Origin of the sequence: Streptomyces sp. NPDC089915, assembly GCF_040684675.1 — a bacterium.
GTDB lineage: Bacteria > Actinomycetota > Actinomycetes > Streptomycetales > Streptomycetaceae > Streptomyces.
Map to the genome: position 1 here is coordinate 16,694 of NZ_JBFBGN010000002.1, position 15,888 is coordinate 32,581.

Below are 15,888 nucleotides of genomic sequence, written 5' to 3' on the forward strand. Positions count from 1 at the left end.
TCAGATCGAGGAGGGGCCGGTCAGCAGTACTTGAAGGAGCTGATCCTGTCGTTGATCCAGGACGGGACGGACGGCCACTGCTCGTGGGGCCCCACCTTGAACTCCAGCCCGCCGTACCAGTTGTTCTCGTAGAAGCAGACGCTGCTCCCCGTGTCGTTCACCACGGACGACGTGACGTCCTGCATGCCCTTGTCCCCGGTGGAGGTACGCGCCAGCTTGCCCATGTCGCCGACGTTCTGGTTCGCGGCGAACGAGCCGAACTTGTGGTCGTAGACGAACTTCCCCTGGATGAAATTGCCCTCCGACCACAGGCAGACGTATCCGTTGGGGCACGACCCGGCCCCGTGGCCGATGTCGGAGACGGTGGCCGCGTTCGCGGACGTCGCCGTGGCCGCCATCAGGCCGGCCGCGGCGACCGCCGACAGCGCGAGCGTCTTGATCCGGTGCTTCGTGAAAGACATGTGTTCCTCTTCAGACGTGATGGGTGGGGCCGGATCAGCAGTACTTGAAGGAGCTGATCCTGTCGTTGATCCATCCCGGCACCGACGCCCACTTCTCCCGGGGCCCGACCTTGAACTCCAGGCCGCCGTAGTTGTTGTGCTCGTAGAAGCAGATGCCGCTCCCGGTGTTGTTCACGACCGAGGAGGCGGAATCCTGCATGCCCTTCCAGCGGAACAGCTTGCTCTCGAAGACGAACTTCCCCATGTCGGAGACGTTCTGGTCCGAGCCCACGGCCCCGAAGTCGTATCCGCCGGCGGGGTTGCCGCGGACGAAGTCGCTCTCGCTCCACAGACACACCCAGTTGGCGGGGCACTTGCCGGACCCCGTCTGGATGTCGGTGAGCACATAAGCGCTCGCGCTCGTCGTCGTCGCCACGACCGCCGCGGTCAGCGTGGCGGCCCCCACCGCGAGCCTCATCGCCGTCCTGCGCGCCTTCATCATGATCTCCTCTGGCCTCTCCGCCGGCCTTCACGGGCCGGGGGTGTCGCCCCGCGGCTTCTGCTCGCGGCGCAACCCCACTGTGCCGAGGGGGCCACACGGACGGCTTCAGTCATCCGACCGCTCTCATGACTGACGCCGCGCCGCCACGGCCCGCGCGGAAATCCGTGGACGCACCCGCGCGAGACCTCGTACCGTGGCACCACGCCACGAGACGAACGGAAGGAGGCGAGTGCCGTGCAGTACACAGCCGTCCCGCGCTCCCTCTTCCGCTGTCCCGGCGTACTGCGTCAGTCCTGACCGGGAGCGCTCCAAGCAGCCTGTATCCCGGAGGAATCCCATGACCGGCACGGTCATCCGCACGCTCTCCGCGAGCGACGCCCATCTCTTCGACGCCCACCCCGACCCCCTGGGCGCCCGCGAAGCCCATCAGCGCACCCGCTTCCGCTCCGACTGGAAGCGCGTCGCCCTGCGCGACGGCGAGGTCGTCGCGCGCGGCGCGTGGTGGGGCGGCCCCGACGACCCGGAGCCCGTCAACATCAACTGGTTCGACGTGGCCGAGGGCGAGGAGGAGGCCGGAGCCGAACTCCTGCGCTCCGCGCCCTGGCGGGTCGAGCTGGAGATCAACCTGCCCGGCGGCTGGCGGGACCGCCCCGACCTGCGGTCCGCCGCCGAATCGCGCTTCACGGCCGCTCGAGCCGCTGGGTACGAACTCCTGGTGGAACGCCTCCTGTACCGCTGGACCCCGGAACGGGGCCTGCCCGAGCGGCCCGGACGCCTGTGCTTCAGCGCCGAACCCGACGACGCCGTCTTCTTCGAGGCCCTGCGCCGCATCCACTCCGCCACCCTGGACGCCCACACCCTGAAGGCCGTCGAGGAGGGCGGCCTCGACCAAGCCGCCCAGGAGGAACTGGACTTCTTCCACTGGTGCCCCTCGCCACGGGAGTGGTGGCAGACCGCGCACACCCCGGAGGGCGACCTGGCCGGCATCCACATCCCGGCCCACAACCCCTCCGGTCCGACCATCGGCTTCATCGGCGTCGTCCCGGAACAGCGCGGCCGCGGCTACGCCTACGACCTCCTCGCCGAATGCACCCGCTTCCTCGTCGAGCAGGGCGCGGAGTCCGTCACCGGCGCGACGGACCGGGCCAACCTCCCCATGGCGGCGAACTTCGCCAAGGCCGGCTTCCCCGTCGTCAGGGAACGCATCAACTTCCACCCGACGGTCCGATAGACCCAGGCCGTTCCCTGCGGGGTCCGGGGACGGGGACCGGGTCCGCGCGGTCGGCTCCACCACCGCGCGGACCCATCGGCGCGTCGGAAGAAACCAGTTGGGTAGGATCCGCCCCAACTGTCACCCTGGCACGATGCTGCTCAAGCTGACCGGCTCCAGTTGTTCCGGCAAGACCACGCTCGCCAACGCCGTGGGTGAACGCCTTGAGAAGGCCGTCGTGCACGACTTCGACGAACGCGGCGTGCCGGAAGGCGCCGACGGTCCATGGCGCAACCGCATGACCGAGATGTGGGTGCGTCGCGCGCTGGCATACCAGGGCCACGGGCATGATCTCCTGCTGACCGGCCAGTCCCCGCTGGGGGAGGTCCTGGCGGCGCCTTCCGCACCACTGCTGGACGGGATCGCGGTATGTCTGGTCGATGTGTCCGACGAGATGCGGCGCCGGAGACTCGGCCACCGCGACCCCGGCCGGTGGGACCCGCCTGCGGTCGATGCGTTTGTCGGATGGGCCGACTGGCACCGCAAGCACGCGGCGGACCCCCGGTATCGGCCCGACGTCGTCATCAACGACAGCTGGCCGGAGATGGCCTGGCAACGCTGGACCGAGTGGACGGCCGACGACCGCCGATGGTCCACCCTGCTGATCGACACCACGGACCAGCGCATCACGGACTCGGCGGACCAGATCGCGCAATGGGTCGCCGAACAACGTGAGGCCCTCCGATCCGGCGGGCTCGCACTGTCCCGAGGCTGGCCGGATCAGACATCCTCTGAGGCCGACCCCACCTCTTGATCCCTTCTCGCAACAGGCCCTACAGGCGAGGTGCCGGATCAGCACCTGCCCTCGCCGGAGTCACAGCAGGGGCGGGCGGCCCGCGGCGGTCAGGCGGAGGGCGGTGCGCCACCTCATCGGGCGGCGGTCCTGGCCGTGGCGGCCCGCCCACCCTTCGCGGAAGCCGCGGAGGGACTCCCCGGCGCCGCCGCCGCGGAGGGCGCGCAGGGCGGTGGCGGTGGTCCACACGAACAGGTACGCGGGGATGAGGGGGGCGGGCAGGTTGCGGTAGGCGGCCCAGACGCGGTTGCGGGCGGCGAGCCGGTGGAAGAGGGCGTGCCGCGTGGGCTGGGTGAGGGGGTGGTGCATGCGGATCCCGGCGGCGTACCAGCCCGTGTGCCCCTGGTCCCACAGGCGTTGGGCCAGGTCGAGGCCCTCGTGGTAGAGGAAGAAGCGATCGGCCCAGCCTCCCGCCCGCTCGAAGGCCGCGCGGCGGATGAGGACGACCCCTTCCGTCATGGTGGTGACGGTGCCGGGCCGTTCCGGGTGGCCGGAGCGCAGCCGGGGGATCCAGCGGCGGGGGGTGGTGCGGTCGTCGGGGCCGGTCAGGCGGGGCAGGACGTAGGCGGCCCGCGGGTGTCGCCCGGCCTCGGCGACCAGGCGGGCGAGGACGTCCGGCCGGGGGAAGGTGGCGTCGTTGTCGAGGAAGAAGAGGTGGTCCGATCCTTGGCCGTCCTCGGCGAGGGCCCGGGCGCCGAGGTTGCGGCCGGCGGGGATCCCGAGGTTCTCCGGGAGGGCGAGGGTCCTCGCCCCGGCGGGGACGATGGCAGGGGCGCAGCCGTTGCCGACGACGCAGATCCGCAGTTCGACGCCGGTCTGGGCGAGGAGGGTGGCCTGGGCTGCGGCCTCTTCGGCCGGGCGGTCGTTCATGGTCAGCAGGACGACGTCGACGCGGGGCAGGGGCACGGTGTTCTCCTCGGGAGCGGCGCCCGTGCACGCGGCCGGGTTCGGCCGGGCAAGGGTGTTCACGTCCATGGTGCCGGGGACGCAGGTCAGCTGCTCGGCGTCCCGGACGAGATGCGGGGCGAGTCCAGTGTGACCGCCGCGTCCGACGACCACCGCCATGGGCCCGGCCCGCCGCTCCGGCCGCCCGCCGTGCTCACGCCCGTGCCGCCAGCAGGCGCGCGGCACCGTCACCCAACAGACGTACTCCCGCGCCGTGTCCGACCGCGACCGGGTCGGTGGCCGGGCCGGTCGTCACCGCGCGCAGCGGAGCTCCGCCGGCCGGATCGAGGACGATCGCGTGCACCGTGAGGAGCCCGGTGGTTTCGTCGACGGCGGCGTGGACGGAGGCGGCGGTCAGGCAGCCGCCCTTCAGGGCGGCCAGGGCGGCGCGTTCGGCGTCGAGGAGGACGCGGGTCGGGGCGTGGCCGAGGGGGGTGAGGAGGCGGGCGGTGGCCGGGTCGTCCGTGCGGTGCTCGACGACGACGATGCCGGCGCCCGCGGCCGGGAGCCACACCGTGGGGTCCAGGATCTGCGAGGCGCGGTCGGCGAGGCGGAGGCGGCGCAGGCCGGCCAGGGCGGCGATCATGGCGTCGGCGCCGAGGGTCCCGGCGTCGAGCGCGTTCAGGCGGGTGTCGGCGTTCCCTCGGATCGGGACGGGCACGAGGTGGGGGTGGAGGGCCTTGAGGAGCGCGGCCCGTCGGGGTGCGCTGGTCCCGACGCGGGTGCCGGGCGGCAGGTCTTCCAGGCCGGTCGGCGGCCGGCCCGCGGGGAGTACGAGGACGTCGCGGACGTCCTCGCGGGGCAGGACGGCGCCGACCGTGATGCCGGGGGCGCGGTCGTGGGGGCCGGGGACGTCCTTGGCGCAGGCGATCGTCGAGTCGACCCGGCCGTCGAGGAGGTACCGGTCGGCCCGGCGGGTGAAGGCGCCCTTCCCGCCGATCTCCGCGAGGGGCCCGTGGTGCCGGTCACCCTCGGAGACGATCTCGACGACGTCGAGGACCGCCTCCGGGTGGCGGGCGCGGAAGGCGCCGGCGAAGCGGCCGGTCTGCTCCAGGGCCATGGGGCTGGGCCGGGTCCCCAGCCGGAAGGGCCGGGTGGTCGTGCTGAAGGTCATCGTGCTCCGCTTTCGGCTACGGGTGGTGGGGTGGCCGCAGGCGGTGAGGCCTGCCGCCGGCAGCGCGGGCAGCGCCCCCTGCAGACGGCCGCCGGCGCTCCCGGTACCGGGTACGGGCCCCATCGCGCGGATTGACGGCGTACTGCCCGTTGGAGGTGATCTCCGCCGGCGGTGGCGGCGGAGGCGGCGCGTCGGCCTGCGCTTCGTATGCCTCGGACGTGGTCACTTCGGCCCCTGGATCGCCGATCGCATGCTGTCGTCAGCTCAACGACGACCCCTGATCCCTCGAACACACCTCATTCGGTCGGCCCGGAAACGCCGGGATACGGGGCGCGGGCGTCCACGGAAACTACACCGACCCGCCTCCCGCAACAGGGCAGCCACAAAGGGAGGTTGGCCGAATCGCCGAGGGTCGCACCAACACCCCGGACCGGTGCCCGCCTTCGAACAGCCCGTCCCGACGGAACCGGCCTCCGGGCCGGAGCGGGGATGGCGGAGGCCGCGCGCATCGAGGGAATGACACAGTGGTGCGCCCGACCGCCCGACCGCCCAACCCCTCAACCGCCCGATCGCCCCCCCGCACAGAGGACATCACCCGATGCGCACCACCCCCACCGAGGGCACTGACGAGCAGGTCGTACGGACCGGGGGCTGCCGCTGCGGCCTGATCCGCTTCACGGTCACGGGCCCGGCCGACTACCCCCACACCTGCAGCTGCCCGGACTGCCAGAGGCTCGGCGGCGGACCGGTGATGTGGTGGGCCGGCTTCCCGCACGACCGCATCACCTGGTCCGGCTGGGACGAGATCCGCTGGTACGAGACCTTCGCCGGGGAGGCCCGGCGCGGCTTCTGCCCCGACTGCGGCGCCCGCCTCGCCGCGATCGACAGCGACGTCCCCGACCTCGGCATCAACGTCACCGCCCTCGACGACACGAGCGGCGCCGACCTCGTCCCCGTCAACCAGTCCTTCCGCGACACCGCCGTGCACTGGCTGCCCCAGCCGCCGAACGCCCAGGCGGTCGGCCCGACGGGTTGAACGCACCGGAGGTACGCGCCGGTGGTGGGGCGAGGTGCTGGCATCGTAGGGGTCATGACAGCAGGACGAACCACGCCGGAACCGGAAGCCCCGCTGCGCCAGGGGCTCGTGCCTCTGGGTGAGGTGGCGTGCCGGTACCAGGCGGACGAGATACGCCCGGAGGAACTCCCGATGATCGCCGCCGAGGCCCTCGCCGCCGGTATCGACACCCCGGCCCTGTGCGAGCTCGCCGGATGGCCCCGCAACGCGGATCCCCGCGACATCCGGGACGCGTTCGTGCAGGCACTCGCCGAGGCCGGGGTCGGGCTGCCGGATCGGGCCCTGGCACGGCGCCATGCCCTGCGCCGGATGGCGGCGAGGCTGATCAGCGGGGAGGTGGCCCCCGCGGACCTGGCGGCGGACGGCTGGTGGGAGACGGAGGCCGAGACCGAGGCGGAACGATCCTTCGTTTCGCTGATCCCGCAATGCGTCTGCTGCGTCGAGTACACGCTGGGATTCGACGAGCGGACGTGGCCGGCCCGGCTGCGGGACGCCGCCGTCGCCCTGACCTCCGCCCCGTCGGCCGCCCCTGGCTGCTGACCGTCCCGCGCCCGCTCGTCCAGCAGCGGGCGCCGCACCACCGGACGGCGGAGTCCCGGAGGAACGGGGCCGGCCCCGGGACTCCGCTCAGGTCGTCCGGGTGACCAGGACCAGCGGGATCGCCCTGGTGGTCGCCGTGCGGTAGGCGGCGTAGGAGGGCATCGCGGCCACCACGGCCGGCCACAGCCGTTCCGCCTCCGCCGGGTTCGCGCGCCGGGCGAGGGCGGGGAAGGTCTCGGCGGCGACCTGGAGGGTGACGGCCGGGTCGGCGGTCAGGTTCAGGTACCAGGCGGGGTGACGGTCCCCGCCCGCGTTCGACGCCGTCAGCACGTACGCGTCCCCGTCGCGGACGTACGCCAGCGCCGTCCGGCGCAGCAGGCCCGAGCGGCGCCCGCGGGTGGTCAGCAGCAGGTCCGCCATCCCGGGGCGCGGCCGTCCGGCCGTCCGCTCGAAGCGGCGGATGTGGTCGGCGACCCACGGGGCCGGGCTGTCGGTGACCGGCTCGGCGGTCATACGGCCGCCGCCCCGGTCACGCCCGCGTGGACGGCGTGCAGGGTCGGGGCCGCCGCCTCGTCGAGGACGGCCTCGGCGAAGCCGGCCGGGGTGATCCGGCTGTCCGCGTCGGCAGGGGCGTACGCGTAGCCGTCGGCGTCGCCCGGCGCGCGGTCGTGGTCGAAGTCCCCGGCCGGAGACAGCACCACCCAGTCCAGGGTCCCGGGCGCGGCGGCCCGCAGCGCCTCGGTGCCCGCGCCGTGGCCGACGTAGAACTCCCGCCACTCCTGTGGGTACCCGGGGGTGTCCATCAGCGGGGTCCCGCCCGCCGTGGGCAGCACGGAGGCCAGCCCGACGGACACCAGCCGCCGCACCCCCGCCCCAGGGAGCCCCGCCGCCATCGCCCGCGCCACGGCCGGGAAGAACTCCCCGGGCGCCGCCTGGGCGTCGTACACCGAGACCACCGCCGCGTCGTGCCCCGCCGCGAGCCGTGCCACGTCCGCCGCCGAGGCCGCGTCCCCGTCGGCCCGGCCCACCGCGGTCACCTCGATCCCGCGCGCCCGCGCCGCCTCGACGACGGCCCGGCCGATACGCCCGGCGGCGCCGAAGACGATGAGGCGGATGGGGGTGCCGTTGGTATCGCTCTTGTCGCTGTTGAGATCGCTGTCGCTGTCGTTCGTCATGGCGGTGAGCGTAGGGAAGGGGGTGGTTACCGATCGGATACCGGCCTACGGTGGTGATCATGACGCAACCGCCCCTGGACCCCGAGATGTTCGACCCCGTCTGCCCCTCGACGCTGGTGCCTTTCCGCGTCGGGGACAAGTGGGCCCCGCTCGTCCTGCGCTGCCTGGAAGGCGGCCCGCGCCGTTTCTCTGAGCTCAAGGTCCCCCTGCGGGGGATCACCGCCAAGTCCCTGACGCAGTCCCTGCGCGGGCTGGAGCGCGACGGGTTCGTCGTACGGGAGGAACAGGGCGGATACGCCCTCACCGTCCTCGGCCGCGGCCTGCTGGGACCGCTGGACGCGGCGTGCGCGTGGACGCGCGAGCACTGGGACGAGCTCATCGACGCCAGGGAGGCGGGCCTGGCGGCCGTGCCGCAGGCGCGGTAGCCGTGGGGCGGGTCTGCAGACCGGTCAGGATTCGAGAAGCCCCGACCACCGTGCCGCCCCTAGGGTGATGGCCATGGCGACCCAGGAGAAGACCACGAAGTTCCGGACCCACGTCGAGCCGCCCGAGCCCATGCGGGGTCTGGAGGTCCCGGCCGCGGTGGTGGCCGCGCTCGGCGGCGGCGCGCGGCCGCCGGTGACGATCACGGTCAACGGGCATACCTGGAAGAGCCGGATCGCCCTGCTGCGCGGCCGCCACCTGCTCGGCCTCAGCCACGCCAACCGGCAGGCCGCGGGCGTCGCGATCGGCGACGAGGTCGAGGTGGAACTGGAACTCGACACCGAGCCGCGCGTCGTCGTCGAGCCCGCCGACTTCGCCCGGGCACTGGACGCCGACCCGCTCGCCCGCGCCGCCTACGAGGACCTCTCGTACAGCCGCAAGCGCGAGCACGTGCACGCCGTCGAGAGCGCCAAGAAGCCCGAGACGCGGCAGCGGCGCGTCGAGAAGGCCATCGCCGCCCTGCGGGGCTGAGTCGGCGGGGCCGATTCCGCTCTTGTGGGGTCCCGGGGCACACGGGAACGCTGTTGGCCCCACCAGTGGCATATTCGATCCCGCAGGAGGCAACAGCCATGTCCTTCGGACACACCGCCGTCGGCGCCCTCGTCACGGGGATCTTCCTCATGGCCCCGTCCACGCACCCGGCAACGGCCGCCACCGCCCCGGCCACGCCCCTCCCGCCCGGCTGCACCGGCAGCGCCTTACCCGGCGGCGGCGCCCACATCGTCTGCACGCAGGGGCTCCGCCAGGCCGACGGGCCCCTCAACGGCACCGGGCGGGCGGACGTCATCGAGGTGCGGGGCGGCGACGCCCACCTGAACGGCGCGGTCAACGGCCTCGGCGGTGACGACGTCATCATCGTCGACCGGATCAGCGCCGGCGGCGACTCCTCCGAGATCCGCGGATCCATCGACGGCGGTGACGGGGACGACCGCATCACCGTCACCGACACGGACCGGTTCAGCGCCGAGGGCCCCATTCGCGGAGGCGCGGGCGACGACACCATCACCACCGGCGACATCTCGTTCCGCGGGCTCGTCGACGGCGGCCCCGGGAACGACACCATCACCACCGGCCGGGTGCACGGCACCGACGTCGACGGCGGACCGGGCGACGACATCCTCCGCCTGACCGCCTACGTCGTGCCCGAGTACGACACCACGAGCAGGCTCCACGGCGGACCCGGCGACGACATCCTCACCGTCGGTACGCTCGGCGGCCCGCTGAGGGGCGGCCCCGGCCGGGACGTGATCACCGTGGACGGGATCAACCGCCCGGCGTCCCGCCTGCCGAGGCCCGTCGTCATCGACGGCGAGGAAGGCGACGACGTCATCCGCCTCGGGCCGCTCGGTGCCAACGAGCCCGACCAGGAGCGGGCCGCCTCCGTCCGGGGGAGCGCCGGCGCCGACCTCATCGAGGTGCCCTCCGTCGGCCGGGCCCGCAGCGCCGACGTCTCCGGCGGCGAGGGCGACGACGTCATCCAGGGCCCCGGGGCACGCCCACCGTGGTCGGCCCCCGGGGCACCGTCGACGGCGGCGGCGGCGACAACCTCTGCCGCACCGAGCGGCCCTCGGGTGGCACCGTCGTCAACTGCCGGGCGTAGCGAGCCTGGAAGCCGCGACGACCACGACCACGACCGCCGCCGGCCTGGATGCGTGCCGCTACCCGAGCGGGCTCAGGCCGGGGAGCCCGGGAGAGCGCGTGCCACCCGGGTCAGTACGCGAAGCTGGACCTGCCGTTGGTGGCGGCCGAGACATGGCTGATGTCGCTGCCGGCGGGGAGGGAGACGGTCGGGGCGGCGGATGAGACCAGACTGCCGTTGCCGAGCTGCCCGTTGGCGTTCGCACCCCACGCGACCACGGAGCCGTTGTCGAGTGCGGCGATGGTGTGGTCCGGGCCGCCGGCGATCTCCTTCACGCCCTGGACGGCGTCGATGGGGACCGCGGTGGTGCGGTCGTCGGTGTAACCGTCGCCGAGCTGACCGGAGTTGTTGTCCCCCCAGGCTTTCAGGCTGCCGTCGTCCAGGATGGCGAAGCTGCCGTTCGTGGTCGCCGCGACCTTCGCGACGGAGTCGAGGTACTGGACGGTGACGGGTACGGCGCTCTGCGCCCTGCTGTCGTTGCCCAGCTGGCCGTCGCTGTTCTTGCCCCACGCCTTGACGGTGCCGTCGGCGGCCAGGGCCAGGACGTGGCCGCAGCCGACCGAGATGCCCACGACGTCGGTGAGGGCCTTGACCTGTTTGGGGGTACTGCTGTTGGTCTTGTCGTCGTCGTTGCCGAGGCGGCCGTCGGCCGCGGAGCCCCAGGCCCAGACGGTGCCGTTGTCGCGCAGGGCGACGCTGAAGTCGCAGCCGGCGCCGACGTCGACGACCCGGTCGAGGCTCTGCACCGGCACCGGGGTCCGCTGCACCCCGCCCGGGTCGGCCCCCGCCACGCCGTTGCCGAGTTGTCCGGACGTGTTGCTCCCCCAGGACAGGACACGGCCGTTGCGTACGGCGAGGGCGTGGTTGAGGCCCGCGGCGACGTGGCTGATCCCGGAGAGGCCGGCGACCGCGGCCGGGGCGGCCTGGGCGGTCGTGGTGCCGTTCCCGATCTGCCCGGAGGTGTTGGAGCCCCAGGACATGACGGTTCCGTCCTTGAGTAGGGCGACGGCGAACGCCGTGCCGGGGGTGGCGGTGGTGCCGCTGCCGGTGCCTTCCGCTCCGCCCGCTCCGAGCTCCTGGACGTCCTGGCGGGCGATGCCCAGGACGTTGGCCGGGGTGAGCTGCTGGACGGTGTTGCCGTTGCCGAGCTGTGAGCCGGTGTTGCTTCCCCAGCTGCGGACCCACGGATCGCTGCTGTCCGCGTGTGCGGTGAGCGCGGACGTGGCGAGGGCGGTGAGGGTGAGCGCGGTGGTCAGGGTGGCGGTGGTGGTGCGGTTGCGTGGCATGCCGGGGCCTTTCGACGGATCGGGTGGGGTGCCGGTGGTGGCCGTGTCAGTAGGCGTAGGAGGTGTTGCCGCCGAGCGAGGCGGTGACGTCCTTGATCGCGGAGCCCTCGTCGAGGATGTCGACAGGGGTGTAGCGGGGGGTGGTGGTGCCGTTGCCGAGCTGGCCCTCGCTGTTGTCGCCCCAGGTGAAGACCCTGTCGGCGGTGACGGCCATGCCGTGGCGCGCGCCGGCCGCCATGTGCTGGACGCCTTCCAGGCGGCGGATCTCGATGGGCGCGGTGCGGTTGGTGCGGAGGGTGCCGCCTGCGAAGTCCTCGTCGGTTTCGAGGAGTTGGCCGTACTGGTTGCTGCCCCAGCCCCAGACCCCGCTGTCGCTGGTCCGGGCGTAGTTGTGGTTGGCTCCGGCGTCGATCTCGACGACGCCCTCCAGCCAGTCGACGTCGACGGGCACGCTGGAGGAGGTGGTGCTCGAATCGCCGAGCTGGCCGTAGAGGTTGTAGCCCCAGGACTTCACGGTGTTGTCGGAGGTCCTGGCGAGGGCGTGGTGGCAGCCGGCGTCGACCTCCACGATGTCGTCGAGTCCCTTGACCTTCACGGGTACGGAACTCAGGGCGCGGCTGCCGTTGCCGAGCTGGCCGTGGACGCCGCGGCCCCAGGCGTAGACGGTGCCGTTCTCCAGGAGGGCCAGGCTGAAGTCGCAGCCCGCGGAGATCTGTGAGACGCGGGGCGGCAGTTGGACCCGGTCGGGTACGGTGCGGCTCTCGCCGGTGCGGTTGTTGCCGAGCTGCCCGTAGGCGTTGTTGCCCCATGAGTACACCTGGCCGCGGTCGTCGAGGGCGAGGGCGTGCGAGCCTCCGGCGGCGACGTCCTTGATGCCGCCCAGGCGCGGGACGGTGGCGGGTACGGCCTGGTCGGCGCGGCCGCCGTTGCCGAGCTGGCCGGAGGAGTTGTGGCCCCACGCCTTGACGGTCTTGTCCGTGAGGGCGAGGACGAAGGAGTCGGAGGAGGAGGTGCCGCCCGCCGACATCTTGTCGACGTCGCCCCGGAAGAGGCTGGTCACCGAGGCGGGGGAGAGGCTGTCGGCCATGGAGCCGTTGCCGAGCTGCCCCGTCCGGCCGGCGCCCCAGGCGAGGACGGTCGGATTGCCCTCGTTGGCGGCGGAGGGCGGGGCCGTGGCCGGTACGGCGGCCAGTGCCACGGCCGCGACGGCCGCGGCGGTGGCGAGTGTACGGGGGACTCGGGTGCTGCCGGCTGGACGGGACAAGGTGTCTCCTCGGTGAGGGGGCGGGCGGAACGGCCCCGCGGGGCGACGGGCCTCGGCGCGCGCGGGTCGGGGCGCGGTGCCGGGGCGCGGCGGGTTCCGTGGTGGCCGGGGGATGGGGCAGGGAGTGCGGGCGTGGCGCCCGGGGCGTTGCCGGAGAGGTATCGGCACGCGAGTCAGGGATACCAGCGGATTGTCCGAATGATTCCGGAGCGTGAACGGAATCGGGCGAGCCCACCCGTGCGCCCGCCCTCCGTACGGGTTGCGGTCGCCGGGGCCGGGCCTGGGCCGTCGCGGTGAACCCGTGGTTCGGACGGCGCGTTGGGTCGCGTGCCGCGCCGGACGGGCCGGTTGGCCGCGCCCATCGGGGTGAGCGGATCGCGTCCGCCCGGTGTGCCGGTGCCGCGCGGCGCATCGAACGGGTCCCGCGTGTCGTGGCCCCGTCGGGCCGACCGGGTGGACGCCGTGGGCCGGAGGGCCCCGAATGGCTGTGGATCCAGGGGGTCTTCGCGAGACCCGCACACGATGCGCCGATGAGGTGAGGCGGTACCGCACCCCGCTCGGCGCATGGCACGGAAAGTGACTACTCGTTACTTTGAGTGCGCATCCCGGTCGGTGTCATCCCCCTTGGCCCTCCCCCTTGGCCTCCCCCTTCGCGATCCCCCTTCGTTCTTCCCCCTCGCCCTCCCCGGAGCCGTCATGCCCTCGTCCGTCCGTCCGCCGCGCCCCCTGCGGCTGCTCGCCTCCCTCCTCGCCGCGGCCGCCCTGTCCGGGGCCGCCTCCACGGCGGCCGCGGCGGCGCCTTCGCCCGTACCGCACGCCCGTCCGGCGCCGGGCGACGACGAGGAACCCTGCCCCGGCGGCGAATCGAAACCGTGCGGTGCCGCACCGAAGGAACGCGACGGAGTCGAGGCCGAGCGGAAGGACGTCACCAAGGACGTGGACCAGGCCAAGAAGGACATCGCGCAGGCCAAAGACCAGGCCGAGGAGTGCCCGCCCACGTCGCAGGAGTGCATGACCGGCCTCGTCGCCTCCGGGGACGGGGAGCGCAAGGACCTCGACCGGACCCGCAAGGACGTGGACCGGACCCGGCAGGACGTGGACGCCTACCAGCCCGCCCCCGAGGACAACGCCGGCGGGGCGGTGCGCGGGGCGTGCCCGGCGTTCGCCGCCGGACTGCCCGACGCTCTGACGGCCCCCGGCGGCCCGTTCGCGGGGCCCGGAGTCTGCGAGTTGATGAACCCGTGACCGCCGCCCGACCCCCGGCCCGCCGCCCCGGCCTGCCGGGGGCGACCGTCCTCGGCACGGTCCTCGGCCTGGCCCTGTCCCTCTGCCCGCTCTCCCCGGCCGCCGCCGAACCCCCGCCGAAGGCCCCGGCGGTCCCCGCCGTCAAGGCATTCGACGGCGACAGGCGACTCCCCTCGGCCGACCGCGTCCGCGCCTACTGCGCCGCCCACTCCGGAGACTGCCGCTTCACCATCGACCCCCTCGCCTCCGGCGGCTTCTACACCGCCGTCAAGTCCTTCGGCAACGCCGTGGTCAACTGCACCCGCGACCCCATCACGGTGGCCCGCCAGATCGCCCTGCGCACCAGCAGCTCCGACAACCTCGGCGGCGAGATCACCGGCAAGATCGCCGTCGAGGGCCAGATCAGCGCCACGGGAGAGGTCACCGCGGGGGTCACCGCGAAGGGCAGCGGAGACTTCACCACACCGAACAAGCAGCTGGGTCCCACCGCCACGGTCGGCGCCGAGGCCGGGGTCAACGGCAGCGGGAAGGTGGGCGGCTCGGTCGGCGTCAAGGCGGCCTTCGAGGCGGCGTTCAAACGCACCTACCAGCGCACCTGGGTCACCGAGCAGACCGAGACGACCACCTACACCACCACGGTCCGGTCCGGCGAGGCCCTCTCCTTCGGTGCCAGCGTCGCCATGCAGCGCATCGCCGGCACCCTCACCACCGGCACCGGCCTCAAGGCGAGCGGGATCGTCGTCGACGGCCCCTCCACCGTCAACAACAGCACCTTCATGGCCGACACCTTCCCGGTACCCGCCTCGGTGTGCGACCGCGCGGGCACCAAGGGCAAGAGCGACGTCGAGATCAACGCCGAGGCGGCCCGGCAGATCGCGGAACGGCAGAAGACGAACCAGGCCGCGGCGGAGGGAACCGCCAAGAAGATCACGGCCGTCGGCGACAGGATCGCCGCATGCCCGCCGGGCTCCGCCGCCTGCATGGAGAAGCTCTCCGGCAAGGGCGAGCGCGAGGAGAGCGGCATCAAGGGCATGGCAGACACCGTCACCTCCTTCCGTCCCGAGCCCACCGACAACGCGGCCGACGCCTCCGCCACCGTCTGCAGGAACTACCCCGGCTCCCTGCCGGGCGGCGCCGCCGAGCAGGGCCAGGCACCCTTCCCCGCCTCACGGGTCTGCTCGCTCCTCGGCTCCGAAGCGGCACCCACCGCCCCACGGAAGGGGAACTCCCCGTGAACCGCAAGGCCCTTCGCCGCTCCCGTCTGCTCCTGCCCCTGCTCGCCGTCGGCCTGGCCGTACCACCCGCGGGCCCGGCCGCCGCCGACGCCGGCGCGCGGCCGGGCCCGGGCACCGTGCCCGTCGCCCGGGCGCTCGGCGCCGACGACCGCGAGGTGCGGACCGAGGAGATCGTGGAGTACTGCGGGACCCGGCGCGGTGCCTGCACCTTCCGCATCGACCCGGCCCGCACCCGCGAATACGCCACCGCCGTTACCTCCCTGGGCAACGCGGTCGTCAACTGCACCACCGACCCGATGACCGTCGACCGGACCGTCACCCTCCGAACCGGCAGCTCCGACAACATCGGCGGCGAGATCTCCGGCAGGGCCACGACCGAGGGCACCGTCACCGCGACCGGCGAGGTCACCGCCAACCTCGCCGACGAATCCTCCAACGGCCACAGGACCCCCTACCTCAACACCGGCCCCACCTCGGAGAACGGCACCAGGAACACCGTCTCCAGCGGATCGAGGGAATCCGGCTCCACCAGCGTCAAGCAGGCCTTCGAGACGGCCTACCGGACCACGTACGCCCGGGCCTGGACCACCGAGAACACCGAGACCACCACCTACCGCACCACCGTCAAGCCCTACGACATGCTCGTCTTCGGAGCGAGCGCCGCCATGCGGCGGGTCGTCGGCAACCTCGTCACCGACCAGGGCCAGAAGCTCACCGACGTGGCGGTGGAAAGCCCCTCCATGGTCAACGCGAGCCGCTTCGTCGCCCAGACGTACGCCGTCCCCGACGGCCTCTGCGGACGCAAGCGCCCCGGCGGCGACACCGCCGCCGACGAGGACAACGCCCTTGCCGCCGACGGCAGGCGTCCGGCCCGCTGAGGAG

Annotated in this window: 18 protein-coding genes; 10 read left to right on the top strand and 8 right to left on the bottom strand. The window is 73.3% G+C overall.

Features of this window, described 5'->3' with window-relative positions:
* Positions 1-20 precede the first annotated feature (20 nt).
* Positions 21-461: a peptidase inhibitor family I36 protein gene (locus AB0O29_RS00900; RefSeq protein WP_365143969.1), complete on the bottom strand. Its 441-nt coding sequence runs from the start codon at positions 459-461 to the stop codon at positions 21-23.
* A gap of 34 nt (positions 462-495) precedes the next feature.
* Entirely contained in the window at positions 496-939 is a 444-nt protein-coding gene (locus AB0O29_RS00905; RefSeq protein WP_365143972.1) for a peptidase inhibitor family I36 protein, read from the bottom strand.
* Between the two features lie 340 nt (positions 940-1,279).
* Here AB0O29_RS00905 and AB0O29_RS00910 point away from each other — a divergent pair, with 340 nt between their 5' ends.
* Together AB0O29_RS00910 and AB0O29_RS00915 are read left to right on the top strand one after the other, a co-directional pair.
* Positions 1,280-2,173, top strand: coding sequence for a GNAT family N-acetyltransferase (locus AB0O29_RS00910; protein ID WP_365143975.1), 894 nt, complete (start codon positions 1,280-1,282; stop codon positions 2,171-2,173).
* Between the two features lie 133 nt (positions 2,174-2,306).
* Complete coding sequence (locus AB0O29_RS00915) at positions 2,307-2,966, top strand: hypothetical protein (RefSeq protein ID WP_365143978.1); 660 nt, start codon at positions 2,307-2,309, stop codon at positions 2,964-2,966.
* Between the two features lie 60 nt (positions 2,967-3,026).
* Here the strand turns inward: AB0O29_RS00915 and AB0O29_RS00920 are convergent, their stop codons facing one another.
* Together AB0O29_RS00920 and hemC are read right to left on the bottom strand one after the other, a co-directional pair.
* Positions 3,027-4,142 (bottom strand): glycosyltransferase, encoded by a 1,116-nt coding sequence (locus AB0O29_RS00920; protein ID WP_365143980.1) that lies wholly within the window; start codon positions 4,140-4,142, stop codon positions 3,027-3,029.
* Positions 4,105-5,064 (bottom strand): hydroxymethylbilane synthase, encoded by a 960-nt coding sequence (gene hemC / locus AB0O29_RS00925; RefSeq protein ID WP_365143983.1) that lies wholly within the window; start codon positions 5,062-5,064, stop codon positions 4,105-4,107. Before hemC ends, AB0O29_RS00920 begins: the two co-directional genes overlap by 38 nt.
* Positions 5,065-5,662: 598 nt before the next feature.
* Here hemC and AB0O29_RS00930 point away from each other — a divergent pair.
* Together AB0O29_RS00930 and AB0O29_RS00935 are read left to right on the top strand one after the other, a co-directional pair.
* Positions 5,663-6,100 carry a GFA family protein gene (locus tag AB0O29_RS00930; RefSeq protein ID WP_365143985.1) on the top strand — a complete coding sequence of 146 codons (438 nt, stop codon included), beginning with the start codon at positions 5,663-5,665 and terminating at the stop codon, positions 6,098-6,100.
* A 54-nt stretch (positions 6,101-6,154) separates the two neighbouring features.
* Entirely contained in the window at positions 6,155-6,679 is a 525-nt protein-coding gene (locus tag AB0O29_RS00935) for a hypothetical protein (RefSeq protein WP_365143988.1), read from the top strand.
* An 87-nt stretch (positions 6,680-6,766) separates the two neighbouring features.
* Here the strand turns inward: AB0O29_RS00935 and AB0O29_RS00940 are convergent, their stop codons facing one another.
* Positions 6,767-7,192 (bottom strand): nitroreductase/quinone reductase family protein, encoded by a 426-nt coding sequence (locus AB0O29_RS00940; RefSeq protein WP_365143991.1) that lies wholly within the window; start codon positions 7,190-7,192, stop codon positions 6,767-6,769.
* Positions 7,189-7,854 carry an NAD(P)H-binding protein gene (locus AB0O29_RS00945; protein WP_365143994.1) on the bottom strand — a complete coding sequence of 222 codons (666 nt, stop codon included), beginning with the start codon at positions 7,852-7,854 and terminating at the stop codon, positions 7,189-7,191. Before AB0O29_RS00945 ends, AB0O29_RS00940 begins: the two co-directional genes overlap by 4 nt.
* 59 nt (positions 7,855-7,913) lie before the next feature.
* On the opposite strand from AB0O29_RS00945, the gene AB0O29_RS00950 reads away from it, so the two are divergent.
* From AB0O29_RS00950 to AB0O29_RS00960, 3 genes are all read left to right on the top strand, one after another.
* A complete protein-coding gene (locus tag AB0O29_RS00950) occupies positions 7,914-8,279 on the top strand; it encodes a helix-turn-helix domain-containing protein (RefSeq protein ID WP_365143997.1) in 366 nt (121 codons plus the stop codon).
* Between the two features lie 73 nt (positions 8,280-8,352).
* Positions 8,353-8,808 (top strand): YdeI/OmpD-associated family protein, encoded by a 456-nt coding sequence (locus AB0O29_RS00955; protein WP_365144000.1) that lies wholly within the window; start codon positions 8,353-8,355, stop codon positions 8,806-8,808.
* 98 nt (positions 8,809-8,906) lie between these two features.
* Positions 8,907-10,097: a hypothetical protein gene (locus AB0O29_RS00960; RefSeq protein ID WP_365144003.1), complete on the top strand. Its 1,191-nt coding sequence runs from the start codon at positions 8,907-8,909 to the stop codon at positions 10,095-10,097.
* On the opposite strand, the gene AB0O29_RS00965 is transcribed toward AB0O29_RS00960, so the two are convergent.
* Both AB0O29_RS00965 and AB0O29_RS00970 read right to left on the bottom strand, forming a co-directional pair.
* A complete protein-coding gene (locus AB0O29_RS00965; protein WP_365144006.1) occupies positions 10,048-11,262 on the bottom strand; it encodes a chromosome condensation regulator RCC1 in 1,215 nt (404 codons plus the stop codon). The genes AB0O29_RS00960 and AB0O29_RS00965 overlap by 50 nt on opposite strands.
* A gap of 46 nt (positions 11,263-11,308) precedes the next feature.
* Positions 11,309-12,526: a sialidase gene (locus AB0O29_RS00970; RefSeq protein WP_365144009.1), complete on the bottom strand. Its 1,218-nt coding sequence runs from the start codon at positions 12,524-12,526 to the stop codon at positions 11,309-11,311.
* 696 nt (positions 12,527-13,222) lie between these two features.
* Between AB0O29_RS00970 and AB0O29_RS00975 the strand changes: the two genes are divergently transcribed.
* The 3 genes from AB0O29_RS00975 to AB0O29_RS00985 are packed head-to-tail and all read left to right on the top strand — an operon-like array spanning position 13,223 to position 15,884.
* Positions 13,223-13,771 carry a hypothetical protein gene (locus AB0O29_RS00975; RefSeq protein WP_365144012.1) on the top strand — a complete coding sequence of 183 codons (549 nt, stop codon included), beginning with the start codon at positions 13,223-13,225 and terminating at the stop codon, positions 13,769-13,771.
* Positions 13,768-15,006: a hypothetical protein gene (locus tag AB0O29_RS00980; RefSeq protein WP_365144015.1), complete on the top strand. Its 1,239-nt coding sequence runs from the start codon at positions 13,768-13,770 to the stop codon at positions 15,004-15,006. The genes AB0O29_RS00975 and AB0O29_RS00980 overlap by 4 nt, the downstream gene beginning before the upstream one ends.
* Positions 15,003-15,884 carry a hypothetical protein gene (locus AB0O29_RS00985; RefSeq protein ID WP_365144018.1) on the top strand — a complete coding sequence of 294 codons (882 nt, stop codon included), beginning with the start codon at positions 15,003-15,005 and terminating at the stop codon, positions 15,882-15,884. Before AB0O29_RS00980 ends, AB0O29_RS00985 begins: the two co-directional genes overlap by 4 nt.
* Positions 15,885-15,888 lie beyond the last annotated feature (4 nt).